Annotated in this window: 21 protein-coding genes and 1 riboswitch; of the genes, 10 read left to right on the top strand and 11 right to left on the bottom strand. The window is 66.1% G+C overall.

Going from position 1 to position 20,840, the window contains the following annotated elements:
- Window positions 1-5: 5 nt before the first annotated feature.
- From VGV41_RS09395 to VGV41_RS09385, 3 genes are read right to left on the bottom strand one after another with little or no spacing between them, the layout of a single operon-like run.
- Window positions 6-1,301 carry a DUF5677 domain-containing protein gene (locus tag VGV41_RS09395; RefSeq protein WP_326863546.1) on the bottom strand — a complete coding sequence of 432 codons (1,296 nt, stop codon included), beginning with the start codon at window positions 1,299-1,301 and terminating at the stop codon, window positions 6-8.
- A gap of 32 nt (window positions 1,302-1,333) precedes the next feature.
- Window positions 1,334-2,491, bottom strand: a complete 1,158-nt coding sequence (rnd, locus tag VGV41_RS09390) for a ribonuclease D (RefSeq protein WP_326863545.1) — start codon at window positions 2,489-2,491, stop codon at window positions 1,334-1,336.
- A gap of 45 nt (window positions 2,492-2,536) precedes the next feature.
- Window positions 2,537-4,195, bottom strand: coding sequence for a thiamine pyrophosphate-dependent enzyme (locus tag VGV41_RS09385; RefSeq protein ID WP_326863544.1), 1,659 nt, complete (start codon window positions 4,193-4,195; stop codon window positions 2,537-2,539).
- A 152-nt stretch (window positions 4,196-4,347) separates the two neighbouring features.
- Here VGV41_RS09385 and aspS point away from each other — a divergent pair, with 152 nt between their 5' ends.
- Together aspS and metA are read left to right on the top strand one after the other, a co-directional pair.
- Window positions 4,348-6,144 carry an aspartate--tRNA ligase gene (aspS, locus tag VGV41_RS09380; protein WP_326863543.1) on the top strand — a complete coding sequence of 599 codons (1,797 nt, stop codon included), beginning with the start codon at window positions 4,348-4,350 and terminating at the stop codon, window positions 6,142-6,144.
- A gap of 142 nt (window positions 6,145-6,286) precedes the next feature.
- A riboswitch (SAM-I-IV-variant riboswitch) is annotated at window positions 6,287-6,393 on the top strand.
- A 54-nt stretch (window positions 6,394-6,447) separates the two neighbouring features.
- A complete protein-coding gene (metA, locus tag VGV41_RS09375) occupies window positions 6,448-7,410 on the top strand; it encodes a homoserine O-acetyltransferase MetA (protein ID WP_326863542.1) in 963 nt (320 codons plus the stop codon).
- Between the two features lie 118 nt (window positions 7,411-7,528).
- On the opposite strand, the gene VGV41_RS09370 is transcribed toward metA, so the two are convergent.
- Window positions 7,529-8,452: a pirin family protein gene (locus tag VGV41_RS09370; RefSeq protein WP_326863541.1), complete on the bottom strand. Its 924-nt coding sequence runs from the start codon at window positions 8,450-8,452 to the stop codon at window positions 7,529-7,531.
- 208 nt (window positions 8,453-8,660) lie between these two features.
- On the opposite strand from VGV41_RS09370, the gene VGV41_RS09365 reads away from it, so the two are divergent.
- Together VGV41_RS09365 and VGV41_RS09360 are read left to right on the top strand one after the other, a co-directional pair.
- Window positions 8,661-10,265 carry an EAL domain-containing protein gene (locus tag VGV41_RS09365; RefSeq protein ID WP_326863540.1) on the top strand — a complete coding sequence of 535 codons (1,605 nt, stop codon included), beginning with the start codon at window positions 8,661-8,663 and terminating at the stop codon, window positions 10,263-10,265.
- Window positions 10,266-10,344: 79 nt separating this feature from the next.
- Window positions 10,345-10,659, top strand: coding sequence for a glycine zipper domain-containing protein (locus VGV41_RS09360; RefSeq protein ID WP_326863539.1), 315 nt, complete (start codon window positions 10,345-10,347; stop codon window positions 10,657-10,659).
- Between the two features lie 310 nt (window positions 10,660-10,969).
- Here the strand turns inward: VGV41_RS09360 and VGV41_RS09355 are convergent, their stop codons facing one another.
- On the bottom strand, window positions 10,970-11,176 hold the full coding sequence (locus VGV41_RS09355; RefSeq protein WP_326863538.1) for a hypothetical protein: 207 nt from the start codon (window positions 11,174-11,176) through the stop codon (window positions 10,970-10,972).
- Between the two features lie 187 nt (window positions 11,177-11,363).
- Here VGV41_RS09355 and clpS point away from each other — a divergent pair, with 187 nt between their 5' ends.
- The gene (gene clpS, locus VGV41_RS09350; RefSeq protein ID WP_326863537.1) at window positions 11,364-11,669 is read left to right on the top strand and encodes an ATP-dependent Clp protease adapter ClpS; all 306 of its coding nucleotides are present in this window, start codon (window positions 11,364-11,366) and stop codon (window positions 11,667-11,669) included.
- A gap of 27 nt (window positions 11,670-11,696) precedes the next feature.
- On the opposite strand, the gene VGV41_RS09345 is transcribed toward clpS, so the two are convergent.
- On the bottom strand, window positions 11,697-12,704 hold the full coding sequence (locus VGV41_RS09345) for an NADP-dependent oxidoreductase (protein WP_326863536.1): 1,008 nt from the start codon (window positions 12,702-12,704) through the stop codon (window positions 11,697-11,699).
- A gap of 216 nt (window positions 12,705-12,920) precedes the next feature.
- On the opposite strand from VGV41_RS09345, the gene VGV41_RS09340 reads away from it, so the two are divergent.
- A complete protein-coding gene (locus VGV41_RS09340; RefSeq protein ID WP_326863535.1) occupies window positions 12,921-13,448 on the top strand; it encodes a chromate transporter in 528 nt (175 codons plus the stop codon).
- Window positions 13,441-13,983: a chromate transporter gene (locus VGV41_RS09335; RefSeq protein WP_326863534.1), complete on the top strand. Its 543-nt coding sequence runs from the start codon at window positions 13,441-13,443 to the stop codon at window positions 13,981-13,983. The genes VGV41_RS09340 and VGV41_RS09335 overlap by 8 nt, the downstream gene beginning before the upstream one ends.
- A gap of 82 nt (window positions 13,984-14,065) precedes the next feature.
- On the opposite strand, the gene VGV41_RS09330 is transcribed toward VGV41_RS09335, so the two are convergent.
- Both VGV41_RS09330 and VGV41_RS09325 read right to left on the bottom strand, forming a co-directional pair.
- A complete protein-coding gene (locus tag VGV41_RS09330; protein ID WP_414705080.1) occupies window positions 14,066-14,605 on the bottom strand; it encodes a sigma-70 family RNA polymerase sigma factor in 540 nt (179 codons plus the stop codon).
- Window positions 14,606-14,610: 5 nt separating this feature from the next.
- On the bottom strand, window positions 14,611-14,832 hold the full coding sequence (locus tag VGV41_RS09325) for a NepR family anti-sigma factor (RefSeq protein ID WP_414705079.1): 222 nt from the start codon (window positions 14,830-14,832) through the stop codon (window positions 14,611-14,613).
- Window positions 14,833-15,037: 205 nt separating this feature from the next.
- On the opposite strand from VGV41_RS09325, the gene VGV41_RS09320 reads away from it, so the two are divergent.
- The 3 genes from VGV41_RS09320 (at window position 15,038) to VGV41_RS09310 (ending at window position 17,474) form a co-directional block, all read left to right on the top strand.
- On the top strand, window positions 15,038-15,838 hold the full coding sequence (locus tag VGV41_RS09320) for a response regulator (protein ID WP_326863532.1): 801 nt from the start codon (window positions 15,038-15,040) through the stop codon (window positions 15,836-15,838).
- Between the two features lie 224 nt (window positions 15,839-16,062).
- Complete coding sequence (locus tag VGV41_RS09315) at window positions 16,063-17,088, top strand: HWE histidine kinase domain-containing protein (RefSeq protein ID WP_326863531.1); 1,026 nt, start codon at window positions 16,063-16,065, stop codon at window positions 17,086-17,088.
- Between the two features lie 98 nt (window positions 17,089-17,186).
- Window positions 17,187-17,474, top strand: coding sequence for a hypothetical protein (locus VGV41_RS09310; protein WP_326863530.1), 288 nt, complete (start codon window positions 17,187-17,189; stop codon window positions 17,472-17,474).
- Window positions 17,475-17,635: 161 nt separating this feature from the next.
- On the opposite strand, the gene VGV41_RS09305 is transcribed toward VGV41_RS09310, so the two are convergent.
- From VGV41_RS09305 to VGV41_RS09295, 3 genes are read right to left on the bottom strand one after another with little or no spacing between them, the layout of a single operon-like run.
- Window positions 17,636-18,655, bottom strand: a complete 1,020-nt coding sequence (locus VGV41_RS09305; RefSeq protein WP_326863529.1) for a Kelch repeat-containing protein — start codon at window positions 18,653-18,655, stop codon at window positions 17,636-17,638.
- A gap of 11 nt (window positions 18,656-18,666) precedes the next feature.
- The gene (locus VGV41_RS09300; RefSeq protein ID WP_326863528.1) at window positions 18,667-19,506 is read right to left on the bottom strand and encodes a sugar phosphate isomerase/epimerase; all 840 of its coding nucleotides are present in this window, start codon (window positions 19,504-19,506) and stop codon (window positions 18,667-18,669) included.
- Window positions 19,507-19,521: 15 nt separating this feature from the next.
- Complete coding sequence (locus VGV41_RS09295) at window positions 19,522-20,766, bottom strand: hypothetical protein (RefSeq protein ID WP_326863527.1); 1,245 nt, start codon at window positions 20,764-20,766, stop codon at window positions 19,522-19,524.
- Window positions 20,767-20,840 lie beyond the last annotated feature (74 nt).

Raw genomic sequence — 20,840 nt, 5'->3', positions numbered from 1 at the left:
GACGTTCAGCGCGCGACCTGTGACACACGGGGACTTTTACGTCGCGCACCTCGTTGGCGCGCATTCCTTCTAAATGCCCGGTCGTCGGCCTTCAGTTTAGTGTGCGCCGCCAACAAGCTCGTACCGACTTCATCGGCCAATGCATGCATCACTCTCATTGCGATCTGATTGTCGAGGGTGGGACAGAAGGTCAGAAGTAGGCTGGACATCTGTACGAGCGAGAGTGCGGTAACGTGGCCCGGATCTGCTAGGCCGGCGTTGCTTGGCCCCGCGAGCAATGTATTCGATCCACGGACTAATCCGAGTGTGAAGAATACACCTTTCGGATTTGCGTGCACGTTATGGCTAGCCATCCGGTAATATGGAGCAAGATAATCTATGCCAGCGCCTTCCTGAATGTCCGCGATGCTCGGATTGCTTTTTCCAAGATGCTTGGACGCCCAGCCTTGAGGGTTAGCAAAGTGTGGCCCGTATAGGGCTAGGGCGGACGCGCGGTCAGCTTCAATTTTACGCAGAGTATTATCAGATAGCGGCCTTTGTCCGAGGCGCCTCTGGTGTCGTTGGTATTGAATCGCTGCTTTGCGGGATTCAATCACTTCATGATGTTGATATCGCTCTGCCAATTCGTCGCCGTGGCGCTGAAGGAGATAACCGACGGCCGCGATCTCGTGCAGTGTCCGCCAGCGGGCCATAGCGCCATCTGCAAAACCGTTGCTTAGGAGGCAAAGTATCTCTTCGGCGACTTGGCACGAGCGCGCGTGGAGTTTAATGAGGATATCGAACGCCTTCTTAGATTTCTGGCCGTCAGTTCTTCCAATTACGTTGTTTGTTTCGCTGCCGTATTCACGCGCTATCGTTATGAGCATCCGTAATTTGCCGAGGCCGTCGCCCCAGCGATCCTGTAGGCGCTTGCGAAAGCTATCGAGATCGCGTCGCTGTGCTCGAGATTCGGTCGGCCATTTGCGTTTTAGTGAGCGTAGAAGGCTTTTGGATTGTTTCTCTGTAATCTGATGGATCAGTGCCGGAAATTGATCCAAAAATTTTTGAGACTTCCTCTCCAAATATCTAATATCTGAGTCAGTAAAACTTATTGATATCTTGCGCTTGCGACTGTTTTTGTTCCCGTCATCGAATTCAAAAGTCTCGAGCTTATCGACCAGAATTGTGTCGGCTAGCTGCTCGCGTTTCTGCCTGGATAGTTTAATGCCTTGAGCGCGCAGCTTTTTATCGAGCAAGTTTGCAAACAGCAGACGCGGAAGCTGTTCAAGCCAAGCGTCGATCGTCTTCTGCAGCGTATCCATGCCGATGAATGTTGGTTCACGGGTGGTGTTGTCTACGCGGTCTCGTCCTTCTCCACCGCCACGACCTTGCCCTTCTCCACGGCGAGCGCGAGCTTGCCGTGCTTCAAGGCGAGCGCCTTGTCGCCGAACAATTCGCGCCGCCAGCCCTTGAGCGCCGGCACGTCGGCTTCGTCGTCGGCGGCGATGTGGTCGAGGTCGTCGACGGTGGCGATCACCTTGGCGGCGACGCCGTTCTTCTCCGCCGTCATGCGCAAGAGCACCTTCAGGAGTTCGACCGTCGCGCCGCCATTGGCGGCCGGGCGGAAGCGCTCGAGCCGCGGCAGCGTCTTCGGATCGCGCTCGACGCCGCGCTTGACCGCCTCGACGATCTGCTCGCCCCAGCGGGAGCGCTCGAATCCCTTCGGCAGCGAGCGCAGGTGGCCGAGCCGCTCGATCGTGGTCGGCGCCTGCACGGCGATGTCGCCGATCACCTCGTCCTTGAGCACGCGCGAGCGCGGCACATCGCGCGACTGCGCCTCGCGCTCGCGCCAGGCGGCGATCTCGATGAGCACCGCCAGCTCCTTCGGCTTGCGCACGCGGCTCTTCAGCCGCTCCCAGGCGCGCTCGGGATCGGCGCGATACGTGTCCGGCGAGGTCAGCACGTCCATTTCCGCCGACACCCAGTTGGCGCGGCCGCGCTTTTGCAGGTCCTCGTCGAGCTTCAAGTAGACGTCGCGCAGATGCGTGACGTCGGAGACGGCGTAGACGAGCTGCGCGTCGGAAAGCGGCCGCCGCGTCCAGTCGGTGAAGCGGTGCGACTTGTCGAGCTGGTCGCCGGTGATGCGCTGCACCAATTGGTCGTAGGAGATCGAGTCGCCGTAGCCGAGGACCATGGCGGCGACCTGGGTGTCGAAGATCGGGTGCGGGATCTTGCCCGCCATGTTCCAGACGATCTCGATGTCCTGGCGCGCGGCGTGGAAGACCTTGACCACGTTCTCGTTGGTCAAGATGTCGAACATCGGCGCCAGATCGATGCCCGGGGCGAGCGCATCGACGACGACGGCCTCGTCGGCAGTCGCCATCTGCGCCACGCAGAGCAGGGGGTAATAGGTGGTCTCGCGCAGAAACTCGGTGTCGACGGTCACGTAGCGATGCTTCGCCATGCGTTCGCAGACGGCCGCGAGTTCCTCACTCGTCGTAATAGGCTCCATGTCAGGGCGACCTAACCTGATCCGGGGGCACCGTGACAAGCCGCATTATCGCCCTCGCACCGGCGGCATGTGGATGAACTCCCACGGGCTGGGCATCGGTCCCACCGGGACCTCGATTACGGTCGGCTCGCGCGCGGCGAAGGCCTCGCGCAAAGCGCGGCGGAGTGCCTCCGGGCCGTCGGCGCGGCGCCCGGCGGCGCCGAAGCTCCCGGCGAATTTGACGAAATCGGGGTTGGCGAGGTCGCAGGCGATCAGCCGGTTACCGAACTGCTCCTCCTGGATGCGGCGCACATTGCCGAAGGCGCCGTCCGAGAAGACGACGGCGACCAGCGGAATGCGGTGCCGCATCGCCGTGGCAAGCTCGTTGGCCGTGTACATGAAGCCGCCGTCACCATTGATCGACAGCACCGGCACGTCCGGCCGCGCGTGCTGGACGCCGAGCGCGGTGGCGTAGCCCCAGCCGAGATTGTCCTGATAGCCGGGCGAGAGGAACGTGCGCGGCTTATAGACGGGCAAGGCCAGGCGGGCGGCGAAGCCGATCTGCGTGACCTCGTCGACGGTGATGCCGTCTTGCGGTAACTCGGCACGGATCGCCGCGATGAAGGCGAGCTGCGGCGCGAGCTTCGCCAGCCGGGCACGCATTCTGGCCTGCCGCTGCTGCATTTCATCGCGGCGCGAAGGGCGGGCGGCGTTGAAGCGCGGCAGGTCCGCGATCAGCCGGCGCAGGATCGGCGCGGCGTCGCCGACGAGCGCCACTTTCGGTCGGTGCTGACGCGCCGGCTCCTCCGGGTCGGCGTCGACGCGAACGATGGCGAGGCTCTTGTCCATGCCCCACTGGGCGAACGGGTAGAAGAGCCGCGTGCCGATCGCGAGCACGGCGTCGGCCTCGCCCCACAGGTCGCGGCCGATCGGCAGGTTCACGGAGAACGGGCTCGCGTCGGAGAGCACGCCGCGCCCGCGGCGATAGGACAGGACCGGCGCCTGCAGCATCTCCGACAACTGTGTCACTTCCGGCGAGGCATCCTGAGCACCGCCGCCGACGACGATGAGGATGCGCTTGGCCTTGCCGAGCAGGCGTGCCGCCGCGCGGACCGCGTCGTCATCGACCTTTGGCGCGCGGGGCGGGGCGGGTGGCGTAATTGCACCGACTTTGCCGCGCTTGCCCCAGACGTCCATGGCGCATTCCAGCACCGCCGGGCCGGGGCGGCGCGTGGCCATGGCGCGGACGGCGCGGGCCGCCTTGGCCGGCGCCTCGGCCGGGCCGGCGAGCACGGCGTGGTGGTCGACGAGGCGGGCGACGATGCCGGTCTGGTCACGGATTTCGTGCAGGTGGCCGAGGTCGCGGCCGAGGCCGGCAGCCGGGATCTGGCCGATGAGGCCGAGCACCGGCGCGTTCATGCTGTAGGCGGTGAGCAGCGCCGCGCCGGAGTTCAGCAAGCCCGGTCCGGGCACCACGGCATAGGCCTGCGGCTTCCCCGTCGCTAGTGCCGCGCCGAGCGCCATATAGGCCGCGCCCTGTTCGTGGCGGCTGTGCACCACCGCGAGCCGGTCGGAGGCGCGCTGAAAGGCATCGAACAGGTGGTCGTTATGGACCCCGGGCAGGGCGTAGACGGTCTTGAGCCCGTGCGCGAGCAGGGTCTCGACCGTGGCCTCGGCGGTCGACAGTTCGGCGGTCTTTTTCTTGATTTTGACGGCTCTGGGCATGGTCACGTCCGGCGCGGAAACAGGCCGCCAATGTGAAGTCGGGCGGTGGTCCTGTCGAGGCGCTTGCCTTGACAAAGCCGACCCCCCATGCGCTTTTCGCGCGCCTCCACTCACCCTCGGAATCGGCACCGGAACACGGCAAGAGACCCGATATGCATCGCTATCGCTCCCACACCTGCGGCGCACTTCGCGAGGGCGATATCGGCCAGCATGTCCGGCTGTCCGGCTGGTGCCACCGCATCCGCGACCATGGCGGCGTGCTGTTCATCGACCTGCGCGACCACTACGGCCTCACCCAGGTCGTCGCCGATCCGGACTCGAAGGCGTTCAAGCTCGCCGAGACTCTGCGCTCGGAGTGGGTGGTGCGCATCGACGGCAAGGCGCGCAAGCGTCCCGCCGGCACCGAGAACCCGGACCTGCCGACCGGCCAGGTCGAGGTCTATATCGAGGAGATCGAGGTGCTCGGCCCCGCCGCCGAATTGCCGATGCCGGTGTTCGGTGATCAGGAGTATCCGGAGGACATCCGGCTCAAGTACCGCTTCCTCGATCTGCGCCGCGACAAGCTGCACAGGAATATCATGCTGCGCGGGCAGGTGATCGACTCGATCCGCCGGCGCATGAAGGAGGGCGGCTTCTTCGAATTCCAGACGCCGATCCTCACCGCCTCGTCGCCGGAAGGCGCACGCGACTTCCTGGTGCCGTCGCGGCTGCATCCGGGCAAGTTCTACGCGCTGCCGCAGGCGCCGCAGCAATTCAAGCAGCTGATCATGGTCGCGGGCTTCGACCGCTACTTCCAGATCGCGCCGTGTTTCCGCGACGAGGACGCGCGGGCCGACCGTTCGCCCGGCGAGTTCTATCAGCTCGATCTGGAAATGAGCTTCGTCACGCAGCAGGACGTGTTCGACGCGGTCGAGCCGGTGGTGCGCGGCGTGTTCGAGGAGTTCGGCCAAGGCAAGAGCGTGACGCCGAAGTTTCCGCTCATCCCGTACGCGGAAGCGATGGCCAAGTACGGCAGCGACAAGCCGGACCTGCGCAACCCCATCGTGATGCAGGACGTCAGCGACGCCTTCCGCGGCTCCGGCTTCAAGATCTTCGCCAACATTCTCGCCAACGACTCCAAAGCGCAGGTGTGGGCGATCCCGGCGCCGAAGGGCGGCAACCGCGCCTTCTGCGACCGCATGAATTCGTGGGCGCAGGGCGAGGGCCAGCCCGGCCTCGGCTACATCTTCTGGCGCGAAGGCGAGGAGGGCGGCGCCGGTCCGCTCGCCAAGAACATCGGTCCGGAGCGGACGAAGCAGATCGCCGACCAGCTCGGCCTCGGCATCGGCGACGCCGTGTTCTTCGTCGCCGGCCTGCCGAAGAATTTCGTCAAGTTCGCCGGCCTCGCGCGCACGCGCGCCGGCGAGGAGCTCGGCCTCATCGCGAAGGACAAATTCGAGTTCTGCTGGATCGTCGACTTCCCGATGTACGAGTGGAACGAGGAAGAGAAGAAGATCGACTTCTCGCACAACCCGTTCTCGATGCCGAACATGGGCGTCGAGGAATTCCTCGCGCTCGACCCGAACGACCACGAGAAGCTGCTGGCGATCAAGGCAATCCAATACGACATCGTCTGCAACGGCACCGAATTGTCGTCGGGCGCGATCCGGAACCATCGCCCTGAGGTGATGAAGAAGGCCTTCGCCATCGCCGGTTATCCGGAGGAAGTGCTCGAGCAGAAGTTCGGCGGCATGCTGCACGCGCTGTCACTCGGCGCGCCGCCGCACGGAGGCATCGCGCCCGGCATCGACCGCATCGTCATGCTGCTTGCCGGCGAGGAGAACCTGCGCGAGGTGGTGCTCTTCCCGATGAACCAGCGCGCCGAAGACTTGCTGATGGGCGCGCCGTCGGAAGTTACGGCGAAGCAGTTGCGCGAGCTCAATATCCGGCTGGATCTGCCGAAGAAGTAGCGGCGCCCGCGCGGGCCGCGTCCCACGAATGATAAGGGCCGGGCCTTTGCTTGGCCCTTTTGCGTTGGGCCGGCCGTTGCCAGGCAGCCTGCCGGGCGGAACCGGGGATCTTGCAAAATCGGCCCGGAGAGCATAGGACTATTGCCGACATCAAGAGTTGGGCTTTGCCCGACGCCAACCTGCTTCCCGAGCAAGGTGGCGCTCCCCGAAAGGGAGGATGTGGCCGAACCGGCAACGAAACGGGTCAGTCACAGTCGGTCATGCCTGGCGAAGTTTGCTCGCTGACGTGAGGACCGACAGTCCATGCCGATCAAGATTCCGGACAACCTGCCCGCCCGCTCCGTGCTGGACGCGGAAGGCGTGATGGTTCTGACCGAGACGGACGCCATCCGGCAGGACATCCGGCCGATGCGCATCGGCCTGCTCAACCTGATGCCGAACAAGGTGAAGACCGAGACGCAGTTCGCGCGTCTGCTCGGCGCCTCGCCGCTGCAGGTCGAGCTGACGCTCGTCAAGATCACCAACCACGTGCCGCGCAACACGCCGACCGATCACATCGTCTCGTTCTACCGCGACTGGCAGGACATCCGTGACCACAAGTTCGACGGCTTCATCATCACCGGCGCGCCGGTGGAGACCCTGCCGTTCGAGGAAGTCACGTATTGGGACGAGCTGCGCCGCATCTTCGACTGGACGCAGACCAACGTGCACGGCTGCATGAACATCTGCTGGGGCGCGCAGGCTGCGGTGCACCACTTCTACGGCATGAATAAATACGCGCTGAAGCAGAAGATGTTCGGAGTCTATCGGCACCGCATCCTGGCGCCGGCCTCGCCCTATCTGCGCGGCTTCTCCGACGACTTCTCAATTCCGGTGTCGCGCTGGACGGAGGTGCGGCGCGAGGACATTCCGAAGAACAGCGGCTTGACCGTGTTGATGGACTCGGACGAAGCGGGGCTGTGCCTGCTCGACGATTCCGCGCACCGCTCGCTGCACATGTTCAATCACATCGAGTACGACTCGAGTTCGCTGGGCGAGGAGTACTTCCGCGACGTCGCCGCCAACGTGCCGATCGCGGTGCCGAAGAACTATTTCCCCGACGACGATCCGCGGCAGCCGCCGCTCAATCGCTGGAAGAGTCACGCGCATCTTCTGTTCGGCAACTGGATCAACCAGATCTACCAGACGACGCCGTACCGCGTGACCGACATCGGCATCACCGCGACCGACCGTACGGGCCGCGCGCAGGCCATCGCGGCGGAGTAGGCTTGGTGTCCCGGGCGCTGCAGACCCGGGACCGCCATGAGCGCAGAGCCTCGTGCGGTCCCGGATCAGCGGTGCACCGCTAGCGCGCTGCACCGCGTCCGGGACACGCTTGCGCGTGTCACTTCTCCGGCAGCGGGATGAACTCGATCTCGTCGCCAGGCACCTTGCCGAAGTGGCCGGCCCTCCAGTCGGCCTTGGCCTGCTCGATACGATCCTGGCGCGACGACACGAAATTCCACCAGATGTGACGCGGCCCATCCATCGGCGCACCGCCGAGGATGACGAAGTGCGTATCGGTGGCGGCTTTGACCGTGATGCGGTCGCCGGCCTTGAACACCAGCAACTGCCCGGCTTCGAAGCGGTCGCCGGAAATGTCGACGGCGCCATCGATGACATAGAGCGCGCGCTCGTCGTGATCGGGATCGAACGGCAGCGTCGCGCCCGCGGTGAGATGCACGTCGCCGAAGAAGGTCTCGTGCACCACCGGCACCGGTGATGCCGCGCCATAGAGCGAGCCGACGACGACGCGCACGTTCTTGCCGGCCTCGGATACGACCGGAAATTCCTTGACCGCGTGATGCGCGAAGCCGGCGTCCATCTCCTCCTTCGCCGACGGCAGCGCCACCCACATCTGCAAGCCGTGGATCGGCTCGTGGTCGACGCGGTGCGAGCCGGGCGTGCGCTCGGAATGCACGATGCCGCGGCCGGCGGTCATCCAGTTCACCTCGCCGGGACGAATCGCCACCGCGGTGCCGAGCGAGTCGCGATGCATGATTTCGCCGTCGAACAGGTAGCTGACAGTGGCCAGCCCGATATGCGGATGCGGCCGCACGTCGAGCCCCTTGCCGCCGCGGAATTCGGTCGGCCCGAAATGGTCGAAGAAGATGAAGGGGCCGACCATGCGCGTGCGCGCCGAGGGCAGGGCCCGGCGCACGGTGAAACCGTCGCCGAGGTCGGCGGTGCGCGGCACGATCACGTTGGCCAGCGCGTCGCAGGCATAGGCATCGCCAGCCGCCGGGTCCTTGCCGGGAGAAAAACTCATGATGCGTGCTCCTTCTGACCGGCGGGACTGTGCGCGCCCGAGGCCGGGGCTGCAACCCGCCGGAATTTACCGTTCGCTAATCATCGCGGCCGCCGTCATCGGCAACCCGACGATGGCCGCTGCCAAGCTTTAAGCTTAACGCTCCCTTTACGGCAGGTATGCGTTGATGGACGCCTCGCGAAGGGGCTGGGCGGATTCCGGAATCCGGATGGGACGTGTTGCGCGCGTGCTGACGCGCCGAAACCTGATTGCCATCGTGGCTGGCGCCTTCCTCGCCAGCGTGCCTCTGCTCGTCTTCAATTTCTGGCTCGGCAGCCTCATCGACCGCCAGGGGCAGGCCGAGATCGACAGTGCCGCCAATCGCGCCGTGGCGCTGGCCGATGCGCGCCTGGCGCAGACGCTCGCTGCACTCGACGAACTCGCCGCCCAGAAGGTGTCGTCCTGCGACGCCGGCACCGCCGGGACCCTGAGCCGCGCCGCCTTCCAGGCGGCGCCGGTGAAGGAGATCGAGATCCTGTCCGCCGACGGCCGCAGCCTGTGCGAGGATAGCGGCCACGCGCCCGGCCTCGTTACGCTGCTCAGCACGCAGGCCGTGCCGTCGCGGCCCGGCGTCTGGCTCGACTTCCTGCGCGTCGACGAGACCGAGACGATGGTGCGGCTGCGCCGTCCGGCCGTTTCAGGGTCGAACCAGCTGGCGGCGCTGGTGCCGCTTCTGTTGCTGTTGCCGCAAGCCTCCATGAATGGCGGTCCGCTGAGGGCCTATGCCGGGCTCGTCACCGCCGATGGCGTCTCGATCGGCGGCGCGGGCGCGCGCCCGGACGCGAGCGATGGCGCGATCCTTACCGCGCAAGCGAGCTCCGGTGTCTTCGGCTTCCAGAGCGAGATCGCCGCGGCGCGCGGTTCGCTGCCGGCGGAGCATGGCGGCCTCCGCTGGCTCGGCGTGCTGGTCTCCGGTCTCATCATCGCCATTGCCGGCGTGCTGGTCGTGCTGCTGCCGCGGCGCAACGGCAACGACCCGGTCGCGCAATTGACCGACGCGCTCGCCGCCGGCGAGTTCGTGCCGTACTACCAGCCGATCGTCGATATCCGCTCCGGCCAGCTGCGCGGCGCCGAGGTGCTGGTGCGCTGGCGCAAGCCCGACGGCAGCCTGGTGCTGCCCGGCGCCTTCATCCCGCTCGCGGAGTCGAGCGGCCTGATCAAGGAACTGACGCTCGATTTGATGCGCCGCGTGTGCGTCGAGTCGGGGCAGGCGCTCGGCCGCCGGCCGGCGCTCAAGATATCGTTCAATTTCGCCGGCAAGCTGTTTGCCGACGAGACCATCGTCAAGGACGTGCGCAAGATCTTCCTGAACTCGCCGATCAAGCTGACGCAGGTCGTGCTGGAGGTCACCGAGCGCGACCCGATCGAGAACCTGACGCAGGCGCGCCAGATCATCGCCGCGCTGCAGGGGCTCGGCATCCGTATCGCCATCGACGACGTCGGCACCGGCCACAGCGGTCTGTCCTATATGCTCAAGCTCGGCGTCGACATCATCAAGATCGACAAGATGTTCGTCGACGCCATCGGCACCGATCGTAACTCGACCACCATCGTCGAGACGCTCGTCGACCTCGCGCACAACATGCGTATGGACGTGGTCGCCGAGGGCGTGGAGAATTTCGAGCAGGTGATGCACCTGCGCGAGGTCGGCATCCGCTCGGCGCAAGGCTACGTGTTCGCGCCGCCGCTGCCGGGCGGCGCGTTCCTGCAACTGGTCGAGGCGATCGACCCCGTCGGCGGCGGGCGCGAGGTGGCGGACCAAGAGGCGGCCTGAGCCGGCATTTGACCATCGTCAAATGCGTCAGGTCCGCGCGCGCGCATACTCGCCCCCGACAACCAAGGGGGTAAGCTTCATGCGACGGATCTTCGCGGCGCTCGTTTGCGCCGGCCTACTAAGCGCCGCCATGCCGGCGGTGCCGGCAGCGGCACAGGACAACACCATCGGCGGGGCGATCATCGGCGGTGGCGTCGGCGCCATCATCGGCGGCGCCGCCACGGGCAAGGCCGGCGGCGCCATCGCCGGCGGCATCATCGGCGCGGCAGCCGGCGCCATGCTCGGTTCGCAGCTCGAGCCGCGCCCGCACGGCTATTACTGGTATCAGGAGGATTGTTGGCGGCGCTGGCGCGACGGCAGCTATCATCGCGTGCATCGCCGCTACTGCTATTGAGCGGCATTCACCGCGTGAAATGAAAATGGGCGGCCTCACGGCCGCCCAAGTCTTAAACGCCACGCGGGAGGAACCTCGCAACGGGTCGGCAACCCGGCCGGCCCGCGTGACCGAATTCTGTATCGATTAGTCGGCCACGCCCGCGTCGATTCGTCAATTGCATTTCATGAGATTGTCACAGGTTGATTCGGCGCCGTAAGCCTCGGGCTGCCGATCAATCCGGTCCAGGAGCCGGCCAACGCGATCGGACGCCGCTGTCAGCCATTCGCGAGCGTGGGCGCGTGCGCCTGGCCGGCTCCTGAAACCGCGTTCAAGCGGCCGTCTCAATCTCGATGGCGTAGCGCGCCGAGGTCTCGAAGGCATAGCCGCAGGTGTCGCAGGTCCACAGATGGCGGACCCGGCCGCCGTCCTCCTGCCACTCGGACCACTCCGGGAGGTACAATTGTGCACCGCATTGCTGGCATTCGATGTGCGCGCTCTCGAAGGCTGCGCGCCTCTTGGTGCGGAACGGGTTCATGGGGCTTCCTCCAGTTTTTAGGCGGCGCTTCGCGCCATTGCAGCTCTCCCCACCCCATGTACGCGGCCTGTATGCTAGCGGCATGACAGCGCGAATGAAGCAGCAAGGCTGACGTAACTGCCTTGCGGGAACCGCCCATCGCGTCGGAAGATAGACAAGGCGAGCCCCGAAAGCTTCCGGAGGCGCGATGAGTCGGATCTCCGTCAAGACGCGCACGAAGACCAAAACGAAGACAGAGCGGCCGAAGCTCTACAAGGTCATCCTGCTCAACGACGACTTCACGCCGCGCGAATTCGTCGTGCTGGTGCTCAAGGCGGTGTTCCGGATGAACGAGACGACGGCCTATCGCGTGATGCTCACCGCGCATCAGAAGGGCGCCTGCGTCATCGCCGTCTATACGCGCGACGTGGCGGAGACGAAGGCGAAAGAAGCGACAGAGCTCGGTAAGTCCAAGGGCTATCCGCTCTATTTCACCACCGAGCCGGAGGAGTAGCCGCGCCGTCGGGCTTCGGATTGCTCATCAGCCGTGCCGCAAGCGGACCAGGAGCTTGCCGCTGTTCTCGCCGCGATAGAGCTGCGCAATGGCGCCGGGGCAGGCCTCGATGCCGTCGAGGATGTCCTCGCGGCAGGTGAGCCGCCCGGCGCGGATCCAGTCGGCCAGCCGCACGATCGCCTCCTCGTAGCGGTGCGCATAGTCGAAGATGAGCAGGCCGGACATGCGCGCGCGCTTCACCAGGATGTGCCGCTCGAGGCGCGGGCCCATGGGCGGCGGATCCCAGCTCGCGACCGACGCAGTGCCGCAGATGACGATGCGGGCGCCGACCGAAAGATGAGTGAGCACGGCGTCGCTGATCGCACCGGCGGTGTTGTCGAAATAGACGTCGACGCCGCGGCCGCAGGCGGCGGCGAGTTGGTCCTTGAAGTCGGGCGCCTTGTAGTCGATCGCCGCGTCGTAGCCGAACGTCTCGACGCAGGCCCGGCACTTCGCCGCGCCGCCGGCGATGCCGACCGTTCGGCAGCCGGACAGCTTCGCGATCTGCCCGACCGCCGAGCCGACCGCGCCGGCGGCGGTCGACACGACCACGGTGTCGCCCGGCTTCGGCTGGCCGAGGTCGAGCAGACCGAAATAGGCGGTGAGGCCGTTGAGGCCCAGCACGCCGAGCGACAGCGACAGCGGCAGGTCGCTCTCGCGAACCTTGCGCGTCACCGCGGCCGGTTCGGCGACGGCGTATTCCTGCCAGCCGAGCATGCCCATGACCTTGTCGCCGACGGCGAACTGCGGGTGCTGCGAGGCGACGACCTCGCCGGAGGCGAAGGCGCGCATGACCTCGCCGATGCCGACCGGCGTCGAATAATTCGCCGCGGCGCTGACCCAGCCGCGCATCGCCGGCTCGGCGGAGAGGAAATCGTTGCGCACGAGGAACTGGCCGTCGCGCAGCGGCGGCACCTCCGCCTGCCGGAGCGTGAAGTTCTCCGCCTGCGGAATGCCGTTCGGGCGCGAGGCGAGGCAGACCTGGGTGTTGCGCATGGCGTCGTTTGAGTGAGGCGAGGGGAGGGCCAGCCTGCGGCCTTACCGCGCGACCGTCAATGTGCGCGGCAAGGCCGCCATGCGGCTGCGGCGAGGCCAATTCAATTGCCAAAGCCACGACTCCGTCGCACATTCCCGCCGCTTCTCAACCCGTGGCCGCCCGTGACTCTTCCGCCGCATTCGCCGCCAGCGGCGCCTACAGCGCCGCCCTCGGTCGTGACCATCTTCGCCGTCTTCGCGCGCATCGGCTTGCTCAGCTTCGGCGGCGGCCTGAGCGGCTGGGTGTTTCGCGAAGTCGTGGTCCTGCGCAACTGGATCAGCGAGGAGGAATTCCTCTCCGGTCTCGCGCTCGCCCAGATCCTGCCCGGGACCAACATCGCCAATCTCTCGGTCTACATCGGGCAGAAGCTGCGCGGCGTGCCGGGCGTCGCCGCCGCGCTGGGCGGACTCCTGTCAGGCCCGTTCTTCGCCGTCATCGCCCTGGCGAGCGTTTATGACCGCTTCCGCAACATCCCCTATGCGGATGCGGCGATGGACGGTGTCGCAGCGGCAGCGATCGGCCTTTTGCTGATCATCGTTTTGCGCGGCACGCGCCATTCCGCGCGCAAGCCGGCCGGAGCGGTTGCTCTGGCCGCGACCTTCATCGGCGTCGGCGTGCTGCATGTCTCGCTGCTCATCGTGGTCGCCGTGGTCGGCCCGCTATCGGTGCTGGCCGCATGGCTCGGAGGCCGCGCCGATGCGTGACGATAACGTGCTGATCGCCTTGGTCGCGGTGTTCGTGCCGCTCTCGTTCGCCTCGATCGGCGGTGGCACGAGCATCCTGGCCGGCATCCAGCATCAGGCCGTCGACGTGCATCATTGGGTGACGTCGCGTGAATTCGTCGACATGTTCGCCATCTCTCGCGCCGCGCCCGGTCCCGGCTCGCTGCTGACGACCTTGATCGGCTGGCACATCGCCGGCTGGGCCGGCGCGCTGATTGCGACGCTCGCACTTTACGTGCCGTCGTCCTTGCTATGCTACGGCGTTGCCTTCGTCTGGCGGCGGCATCGCGGCAAGGTCTGGCACACTGCGCTCGAGGAAGGCCTCGCGCCGGTCGGCGTCGGCCTGATGATGGCGGGTGTTCTTGTGATCATGCAATTGAGCGGCGGCGGGGTGCTGCCCTGGCTGCTTGCGCTCGGCACGATGGCCCTGCTGTTGCGCTGGCCGAAGCTGCACCCGCTGCCTTTGTTCTTCATGGGCGGCGTCATCGCCGTGGTCGTGCGCGCTGCGGTCTCCTGATGCGCCTTCCGCCGAGGCGCGAGCGAAAAGAAAAGATCGGCCTTGTCCGGCCGATCTTACAGTCGCGCGAGGAAAATGAACTCTACTCGCCGCTCGCCAGCACGGCGCGCACGGTCTCGTCTGGGCCGAAGTCTTCGGCGCTGTTCACGTGCATCAGTTCGGCCAGGCGTGTGCGCGCGCGGTTGACGCGCGATTTGATGGTGCCGACGGCGCAGCCGCAAATATTGGCCGCTTCTTCGTAGGAGAAGCCGGAGGCGCCGACGAGGATCAGGGCCTCGCGCTGATCCTGCGGCAGTTGCGCCAGAGCCTCGCGGAATTCGCGGTACTCGACCTGGCCGTACTGCTCCGGCTGCGATTTGAGCGTTTCGGCGTAATGGCCGTCGCTGTCCTCCACTTCGCGGCGCCGCTTGCGGTATTCGGACCGGAAGTGGTTGCGCAGGATGGTGAACAGCCACGCCGACATGTTCGTGCCCGGCTGGAATGAATCGATATTCGCAAGCGCCCTCAACAGGGTTTCCTGCACCAGGTCGTCGGCGCGATCGACGTTCCCGCAAAGCGAGATCGCGAAGGCGCGCAGACTTGGCACCGCGCCGAGGACGGCTTTGCGGACTGACTCGTCCATTGCCATTAGTGCCCGTCCTTGCTGCCGTTGTTGTCGAGACGATTGAGAAGGTCGTTGAAACGGTCAGGAACGCCCTGGTTCAGGACCTCGTCGTACATGGCGCGCAACTGCTGCCCGAGACGGGCCTGGACGTCGCGGCCCAGTTTTGCCGGCTTGGCAGTGGTCTTCTTGCGAGTGGCGGCGGCTTCCATCGGGTTCTCTTGTCCCACGGGCTTACGCTCGTTCATTGGCTCTCACCCCAACCACCCTGTGCTGATCGCGGCATCTGGCGGCCCCTCCGTGTGTTCTGTCGAAACCCATGACCTGCCATATGGTTCCCCGGTTTGAGGGAACTTTTTGGGTTGGGGCACGTTGTTCGCCGCAGTAGCATCTTCGCTCGGGGGCGGGGGCCAGCGTGCCCCTTTTCTGGCCCGCACAGTTCGGGAGGGATTTTTGTCGACATCTCAGGCAGTTGCGCAGCATCTTCCGTATCTCCGCCGGTATGCCCGGGCGCTTTCGGGCAGCCAGGCCTCCGGCGACGCCTATGTGGCGGCCACCCTCGAGGCCGTCGTGCAGGACCCCAAAGTGCTGGAGCAGGGGGCGTCGACCCGAATCGCGCTGTACAAGCTGTTCACGAAAATATGGAATTCGGTCAGCCTGAACGGGAAAGCGGGCGCCGCCGAACTCAACCAGCCGGTCGAGCGGCACCTGGCGCAGATCGCGCCGAAGCCGCGTCAGGCCTTCCTGCTCATCGCGCTGGAAGGGCTGTCCGAGGACGACGCGGCCAAGGTGCTGGACATCGACGTGCCCACCTTGCGCGACCTGGTCGAGGATTCCGGGCGTGAACTGGCCGCCGAGATCGCCACCGACGTGCTGATCATCGAGGACGAGACCTTCATCGCGCTCGATCTCGAGGGCCTCGTCGAAGGCCTCGGCCATCATGTGCTCGGCGTTGCCCGCACGCACAGCGAGGCCGTGGCGCTCGCCAAGCAGAAGCGGCCGGGGATCATCCTCGCCGACATCCAGCTCGCCGACGGCTCCTCCGGCCTCGACGCAGTCAACGAGATGCTGCGCACCTTCGAGGTGCCGGTCATCTTCATCACCGCCTATCCGGAGCGCTTCCTCACCGGCGAGCGGCCGGAGCCCGCCTTCCTGATTGCCAAGCCGTTCCAGCCGGCGACGGTGTCCGCCGTTCTCAGTCAGGCCCTGTTCTTCGAACGCAACGCCCGTCCGCGCGAGCGCCGCGCCAGCTGACGGCGCATCGACCGCGCCCGGCGCAAGCCGGGCAGCAGGTTGGCTGTTCGCGATGCCGTCTTTTGGCCGGCATCGCGGCGGCGCAGGGCGCCCCCGCGGCAATGGATGCAACGGGAGGGTGACGAGGCGCGTTAGTCAGGTCTGTCCGCGTGAAATGGAGTGACTCCCGTCTGGCCTGTCGACGGGTCCAATCGCGGCGAATGGCGGTTTGTGCGGTGAATGCGTTGATCCAGAACCCTGATCCGGGAGACCAGACGAGCGAGCTGCAGCGCCTGCGCCAGGAGAACGAACGGCTGCGTCGTTATGAAAGCGCGCTGCGCGGCTCGCAGGTCAGCGTCTATACGCAGGATCGCGCCCTGCGCTACTCGTCCGCGAGCGGCCCGATGTTCGGTCATGCCGCCGACGCCATCCTCGGCTGCACCGACGACGAAATCTTCGCCCAAGGCGCCGGCGCCGCGCTGATCGCGCTCAAGCGCGAGGTGCTGACCAACGGCGAGTCGCGGCGCGGCGAGGTGGCGGTCGAAGGCGGCCCCGGGCCGCGCTGGTACGACCTGCACATCGAGCCGCTGCGCGATGGCGGCGGCACGATCACCGGACTCGCCGGAACCGTGGTCGACATCACCGAGCGCAAGGAAGGCGAGGCGCATCTGCGTCTGTTGCTGCGCGAGCTGACGCACCGCTCCAAGAACCTGCTGGCGGTGATCCAGGCGATGGCGCGGCAGACCGCGCGCCACGCCGGCTCGACCGAGGCGTTCCTGACGCAATTCGGCGCTCGGCTGCAGGCGCTGGCGGCCTCGCACGACATTCTGGTGCGCGAAAGCTGGTATGGCGCGTCGCTCGAGGAGCTCGTGCGCTCGCAGCTGACCGCCTATATCGACCGCCACGACAGTCAAATTGCCTTTGCCGGCCCGGCGATCGCGCTGAAGCCGGAGGCGGCCCAGAGCCTCGGGCTGGCGCTGCACGAGCTCGCCGCCAACGCTGCCCGGTTCGGCGCGCTGTCGGTGCCCGACGGACGGGTTTCGTTGATGTGGGAGCGCATGGCGGCCCACGATGGCGACGGGCTGTCGCTCGACTGGCGCGAGGAGCTCGGGCCGCCGGTCAAGCTGCGGCGCAAGAAGGGCTTCGGCAGCATGGTGATCGAGCGCAACCTGGCTTTGGCGGTCGGCGCGAAGGTCGATCTCGATTTTGCACCCCATGGCCTGCACTGCCACATCGTTATTCCGCCAAATCACATCGTGGCCCTGCGCTGAATCGACTTCACTGATTCGCGAGCGGCAGGAACGGAAGCATCCGGCATTCGTTTGTCTGACGTGTCCGCAAGCGCTTTGCGCGGACGCGTGGAGCGGATATGCGCGGGGTTTTCACCTTATTTGCGGGAATGGCGGCGGGCCTGGTGGTCGGCCTTGTCGCGCCGCAGGTCGACTGGGGTTTCGCCGTCGGCGCGCGTCCGCTCGTGCCCGCGGGCATGACGACGCAATCGGTGAATCGCGGGCACAAAGGCGACCGGCTCGATATGCCGGAGGTGCGCGTCGGCAAGCAGCCGGTTCCGCCGGCGAAATTGCTGATGCATGGCTGCGAGCCGGCCGCGAGCCCGCTGTCCGCGTCCGGCCAGGTGCCCGGTCGCTGCGCGGCTTGATCCGGGTCAATTGCAAATCAATTTGTCACTTCCATAACGTTGGAACTTTCGTTCCGCGCGCGTGTTGGCGCACGATTTCACGACGCTAAGCCCACCGCGCCGACTGAAAATGAAACGGCCGCCTCACCGGGCGGCCGTTTTGCTTTGGTGGGCGGTTCGCCTCAGTCGAAGGTGAAGGCGTCGTGATAGGCGCCCTGCACCTGGCCGCCGGGGACCGGGCCGCCGCCGGGCACATGCACCATGTTGCCGATGACGGCGACGGTGGCGCCGTGCAGGCCGTGGCGCGGGATCGGCATCGGCGTGCCGGCTTCCCACGCGTCGGTCTTCGGATCGTAGATCTCGTTGGTGCCGAAGACGTGGCCCGTGGCTTCCCCTCCGAACACGACGATCTTGCCGCCGATGTAGACGCAGGACGGGCCGGAGCGCGGCGTCGGCAGCGGCGCGCGGAACGACCACGAGTCGCTCTGCGGATCGTAGACGGCGTTGAGCCCGGTATTGAAGTCGTAAGAGTCCATGCGGCCGGCGATGGCGTGGATTTTGCCATCCACCACCGCGACGCCCATGTGGTCGCGCTGGCCGACGAAAGGCTGGGTCCCGGTCGAGCCGCGCATGGCGGCGCGGTCGGAATACTTGTTGCTGGCCGGGTCGTAGACCTCATGCCATTCCACCGAACGCACGTCGCGGCCGCCGAGCAGATGGATCTTGCCGTCGAGCACGATCGCCGAGATGGCGCCGCGCGGGCGCGACAGCGGCGCGATCGGCGCCCACTGGTCGGTCGCCGTGTCGTAGACGAAGCATTTGGAATGCGGGCAGCGGTTCTGCTCGACGAAACCGCCGAACGTGTAGATCTTGCTGCCGATGGACACGCCGGCGACGTGGTTGCACGGGTGCGGGAAGGGCGCCTTCAGCGACCACTGCTTGGTCTTGGAGTCGTAGACTTGATGGAAATCCTGATCGACGCGGTGCTTGGCATAGCCGGCGATGACGTGGATCTTGCCCTGACATTCCATGACGGCGTGCTCGCCGGTCGGGATCGGCAGCCGCGGCATCTCGACCCAGCGGCCCGGATTGGAGGCTTTCGGAGCAACGCTTGTGATGTAGCGCTGCTTCTCGACCGTCTTCGGAATGTCGGTGACGCTCTTGTCGTTCAGTCCGAGAAAGAGCGGAAGCTCTTCAGCCATTGTCGTGCTCCTCAACCTTGATAACTCGGGACGGCGTCCCGCAACAGTTTCCTGGTGAGCTCGACGCCTTCGCGCGCGACGTCGTAGGGAGAACGCTCCCACTGCTCGGGATTGGGCGCCTCGTAGCTGAGATAGCCGGTGTAGCCCTTCTCGTAGAGCAGGCCGAGCATCTCCTTCCACTTCACCACGCCCTTGCCCGGCGGCAGCCGGTCGGTCGGTCGGCGCACGCCGGTCACCGGGCTGGCCGACAGGTCGCTGTACTGGAAGCAGAAGATCTTCTCGGCCGGCACGTTCTCGAAGCCGCGGCCGCCGGCGCCGGAACGGGTGAAGTGATAGGCGTCGATGAGATAGCCGCAGTTCGGCTTGTCGGCGCCTTCGATCAGCTCGGTGAGCACGGCGAGCGTATTGAGCACGTCGTGTTGCGAATTGAACTCGATGCCCAGCTTCAGCCCGTATTCGGCGGCGATGTCGCCGGCGCGCTTGAGATACTTGATGGCGCCCGAAATCGGGCCCTGCACCTGGCCGGGCGCGCTCATCAGCGTGTCGCAGTTCATCGCCACGGCGTTCTCGCAGGACTCGCGGAAGTCCTTGAACAGCCGGTCGCTCTCCGCGCCGGTGGCGAACAGCCAGCCATATTCGACGCCGAGCACGCCGACGGGAATGCCGCTCTTTTTGACGAGGTCGAGGACCTGCGCGTTGCTCATGCCGGCCTCGTAGCAGCGCTTGAAATCGGTGCGGCGCAGCTCGACCGCGTCGAAGCCGCCCTGTTTCGCCGCGTCGAGCGCCGTGGCGAGCGGCGTCGTGTCGATGGTCCACATGTGCAGGGCGAGACGCCCGAACTTGTCCGTCATCCGTGTTCTTGCTCCCTAGAGGCCTTCGTATTGCAGGACGTACAGCCCGGCGTTGGTGTCGGTGAGGTACATCACGCCGTTGACATCCACGTAAACGTCGCAGGACTGGATCACCTTGGCCGGGTTCGGCCGCTGGTCGACGATGCGCTCCGGCGCCGGCGGCATGAAGTAAGCGAGCTGCTTGGGCTGGAAGGCGTCGCGGATGTCGTACACCCTTAAGCCCGCATTGTGATAGGTGGCGAAAATCAGGTCCTCGCTCTGGAACGCGCCGGGCCGGTTCTCGTGCAAGTTATGCGGGCCGAACTTGGCGCCCTTGGCGCAGAAATCCTCTTCGGTCGGCGTCGGCAGGGTCGCGATCGACACCGGGTTCTCCGGCGCGCGCACATCGACGATCCAGGTGTAGGCGAGGCCGTTGGCGCAGTTCGAGGCGGTCGCCTCGTCGGCGAGGATGAGCAGGTTGCGGCCGGGCAGGGGCAGCGGCGTGTGCGCACCGCCGCCGAAGGGCGGCGAATAGTTGCGGTGACTGAGGAGCTTCGGGTGCACCGGATCGGAGAGATCGTGCACCGTGAAGCCGCCGTCGCGCCAGGCCGCGTAACCGAGATTGCCGGCGCTGATCAGGTGATGCAGCGCCGTGCGCTTGCCGAAGGAGGCCGGCTTCTCCTCGCCGCCGGCGCGGTGCATGCCCGGGAGCCACCAGCGGCCGGCGAGCGTCGGCTTGGCCGGGTCGCTCATGTCGATGATGGCGAGCACGTGGTCGATGAAGCCCTCGAAATGCACCGACACGTAGGCGTAGCGGTCGCCGACCCACCAGATGCGATGCGCACCGAAGCCGGGCAAGTGCAGGAATGCGATCTCGCGCGGCGAGGCCGGCTGCGACACGTCGAACACGCGCACGCCGGCGGCGAAAGGCTGCTCGGTCTGCACCGCGTCGATCAGCGACTTGCCGTAATAGTCGGCCTGCGTGGCGTATTGCTGCATCGCCCAGATGTTCGGGCCGTTGACGGCGATGAGGATGTCGCCGGCGATCTGCAGATGGTGCGAACGCGTGTTCTTCGGCGCCGGCACAAAGGCGACGGTCTTCGGATTGAGCGCGTCGCGCACGTCGACGACGGAGAAGCCGTCGGCGAACATGTGGCCGATGAAGGCGTGCCCCTTGTGCAGGATCACCTGCACGCCGTCGGGCCGGCCGCCTTGATCGTCGCGGGAGAGGAAGCGGATGCCCTTGCCGGTCGCGCCGGGAACGGTTCGTTGCGTGCTCACGCGATGACCTGCCGTCTGGAAAGTGCGAGGCCCGGCGCCACAGGACGCCGGGCCTCGTTCACGTCTGCCGTCGT

The sequence above is a fragment of the Pseudolabrys sp. genome (assembly GCF_035943735.1).
In the GTDB taxonomy this organism is placed as follows: Bacteria; Pseudomonadota; Alphaproteobacteria; order Rhizobiales; family Xanthobacteraceae; genus Pseudolabrys.
This window is presented reverse-complemented; position numbering and strand designations above follow the sequence as displayed.

Excerpts from the sequence above, each read along its gene's own strand:
- metA (WP_326863542.1), top strand. The coding sequence starts at position 6,448 with ATGCCGATCAAGATTCCGGACAACCTGCCCGCCCGCTCCGTGCTGGAC.
- VGV41_RS09355 (WP_326863538.1), bottom strand. The coding sequence starts at position 11,176 with ATGAACCCGTTCCGCACCAAGAGGCGCGCAGCCTTCGAGAGCGCGCAC.
- clpS (WP_326863537.1), top strand. The coding sequence starts at position 11,364 with ATGAGTCGGATCTCCGTCAAGACGCGCACGAAGACCAAAACGAAGACA.
- VGV41_RS09395 (WP_326863546.1), bottom strand. The coding sequence starts at position 1,301 with ATGGATACGCTGCAGAAGACGATCGACGCTTGGCTTGAACAGCTTCCG.
- VGV41_RS09335 (WP_326863534.1), top strand. The coding sequence starts at position 13,441 with ATGCGTGACGATAACGTGCTGATCGCCTTGGTCGCGGTGTTCGTGCCG.
- aspS (WP_326863543.1), top strand. The coding sequence starts at position 4,348 with ATGCATCGCTATCGCTCCCACACCTGCGGCGCACTTCGCGAGGGCGAT.
- VGV41_RS09325 (WP_414705079.1), bottom strand. The coding sequence starts at position 14,832 with ATGAACGAGCGTAAGCCCGTGGGACAAGAGAACCCGATGGAAGCCGCC.
- VGV41_RS09305 (WP_326863529.1), bottom strand. The coding sequence starts at position 18,655 with ATGGCTGAAGAGCTTCCGCTCTTTCTCGGACTGAACGACAAGAGCGTC.
- VGV41_RS09310 (WP_326863530.1), top strand. The coding sequence starts at position 17,187 with ATGCGCGGGGTTTTCACCTTATTTGCGGGAATGGCGGCGGGCCTGGTG.
- VGV41_RS09365 (WP_326863540.1), top strand. The coding sequence starts at position 8,661 with ATGGGACGTGTTGCGCGCGTGCTGACGCGCCGAAACCTGATTGCCATC.
- rnd (WP_326863545.1), bottom strand. The coding sequence starts at position 2,491 with ATGGAGCCTATTACGACGAGTGAGGAACTCGCGGCCGTCTGCGAACGC.
- VGV41_RS09330 (WP_414705080.1), bottom strand. The coding sequence starts at position 14,605 with ATGGACGAGTCAGTCCGCAAAGCCGTCCTCGGCGCGGTGCCAAGTCTG.
- VGV41_RS09300 (WP_326863528.1), bottom strand. The coding sequence starts at position 19,506 with ATGACGGACAAGTTCGGGCGTCTCGCCCTGCACATGTGGACCATCGAC.
- VGV41_RS09385 (WP_326863544.1), bottom strand. The coding sequence starts at position 4,195 with ATGCCCAGAGCCGTCAAAATCAAGAAAAAGACCGCCGAACTGTCGACC.
- VGV41_RS09370 (WP_326863541.1), bottom strand. The coding sequence starts at position 8,452 with ATGAGTTTTTCTCCCGGCAAGGACCCGGCGGCTGGCGATGCCTATGCC.
- VGV41_RS09345 (WP_326863536.1), bottom strand. The coding sequence starts at position 12,704 with ATGCGCAACACCCAGGTCTGCCTCGCCTCGCGCCCGAACGGCATTCCG.
- VGV41_RS09360 (WP_326863539.1), top strand. The coding sequence starts at position 10,345 with ATGCGACGGATCTTCGCGGCGCTCGTTTGCGCCGGCCTACTAAGCGCC.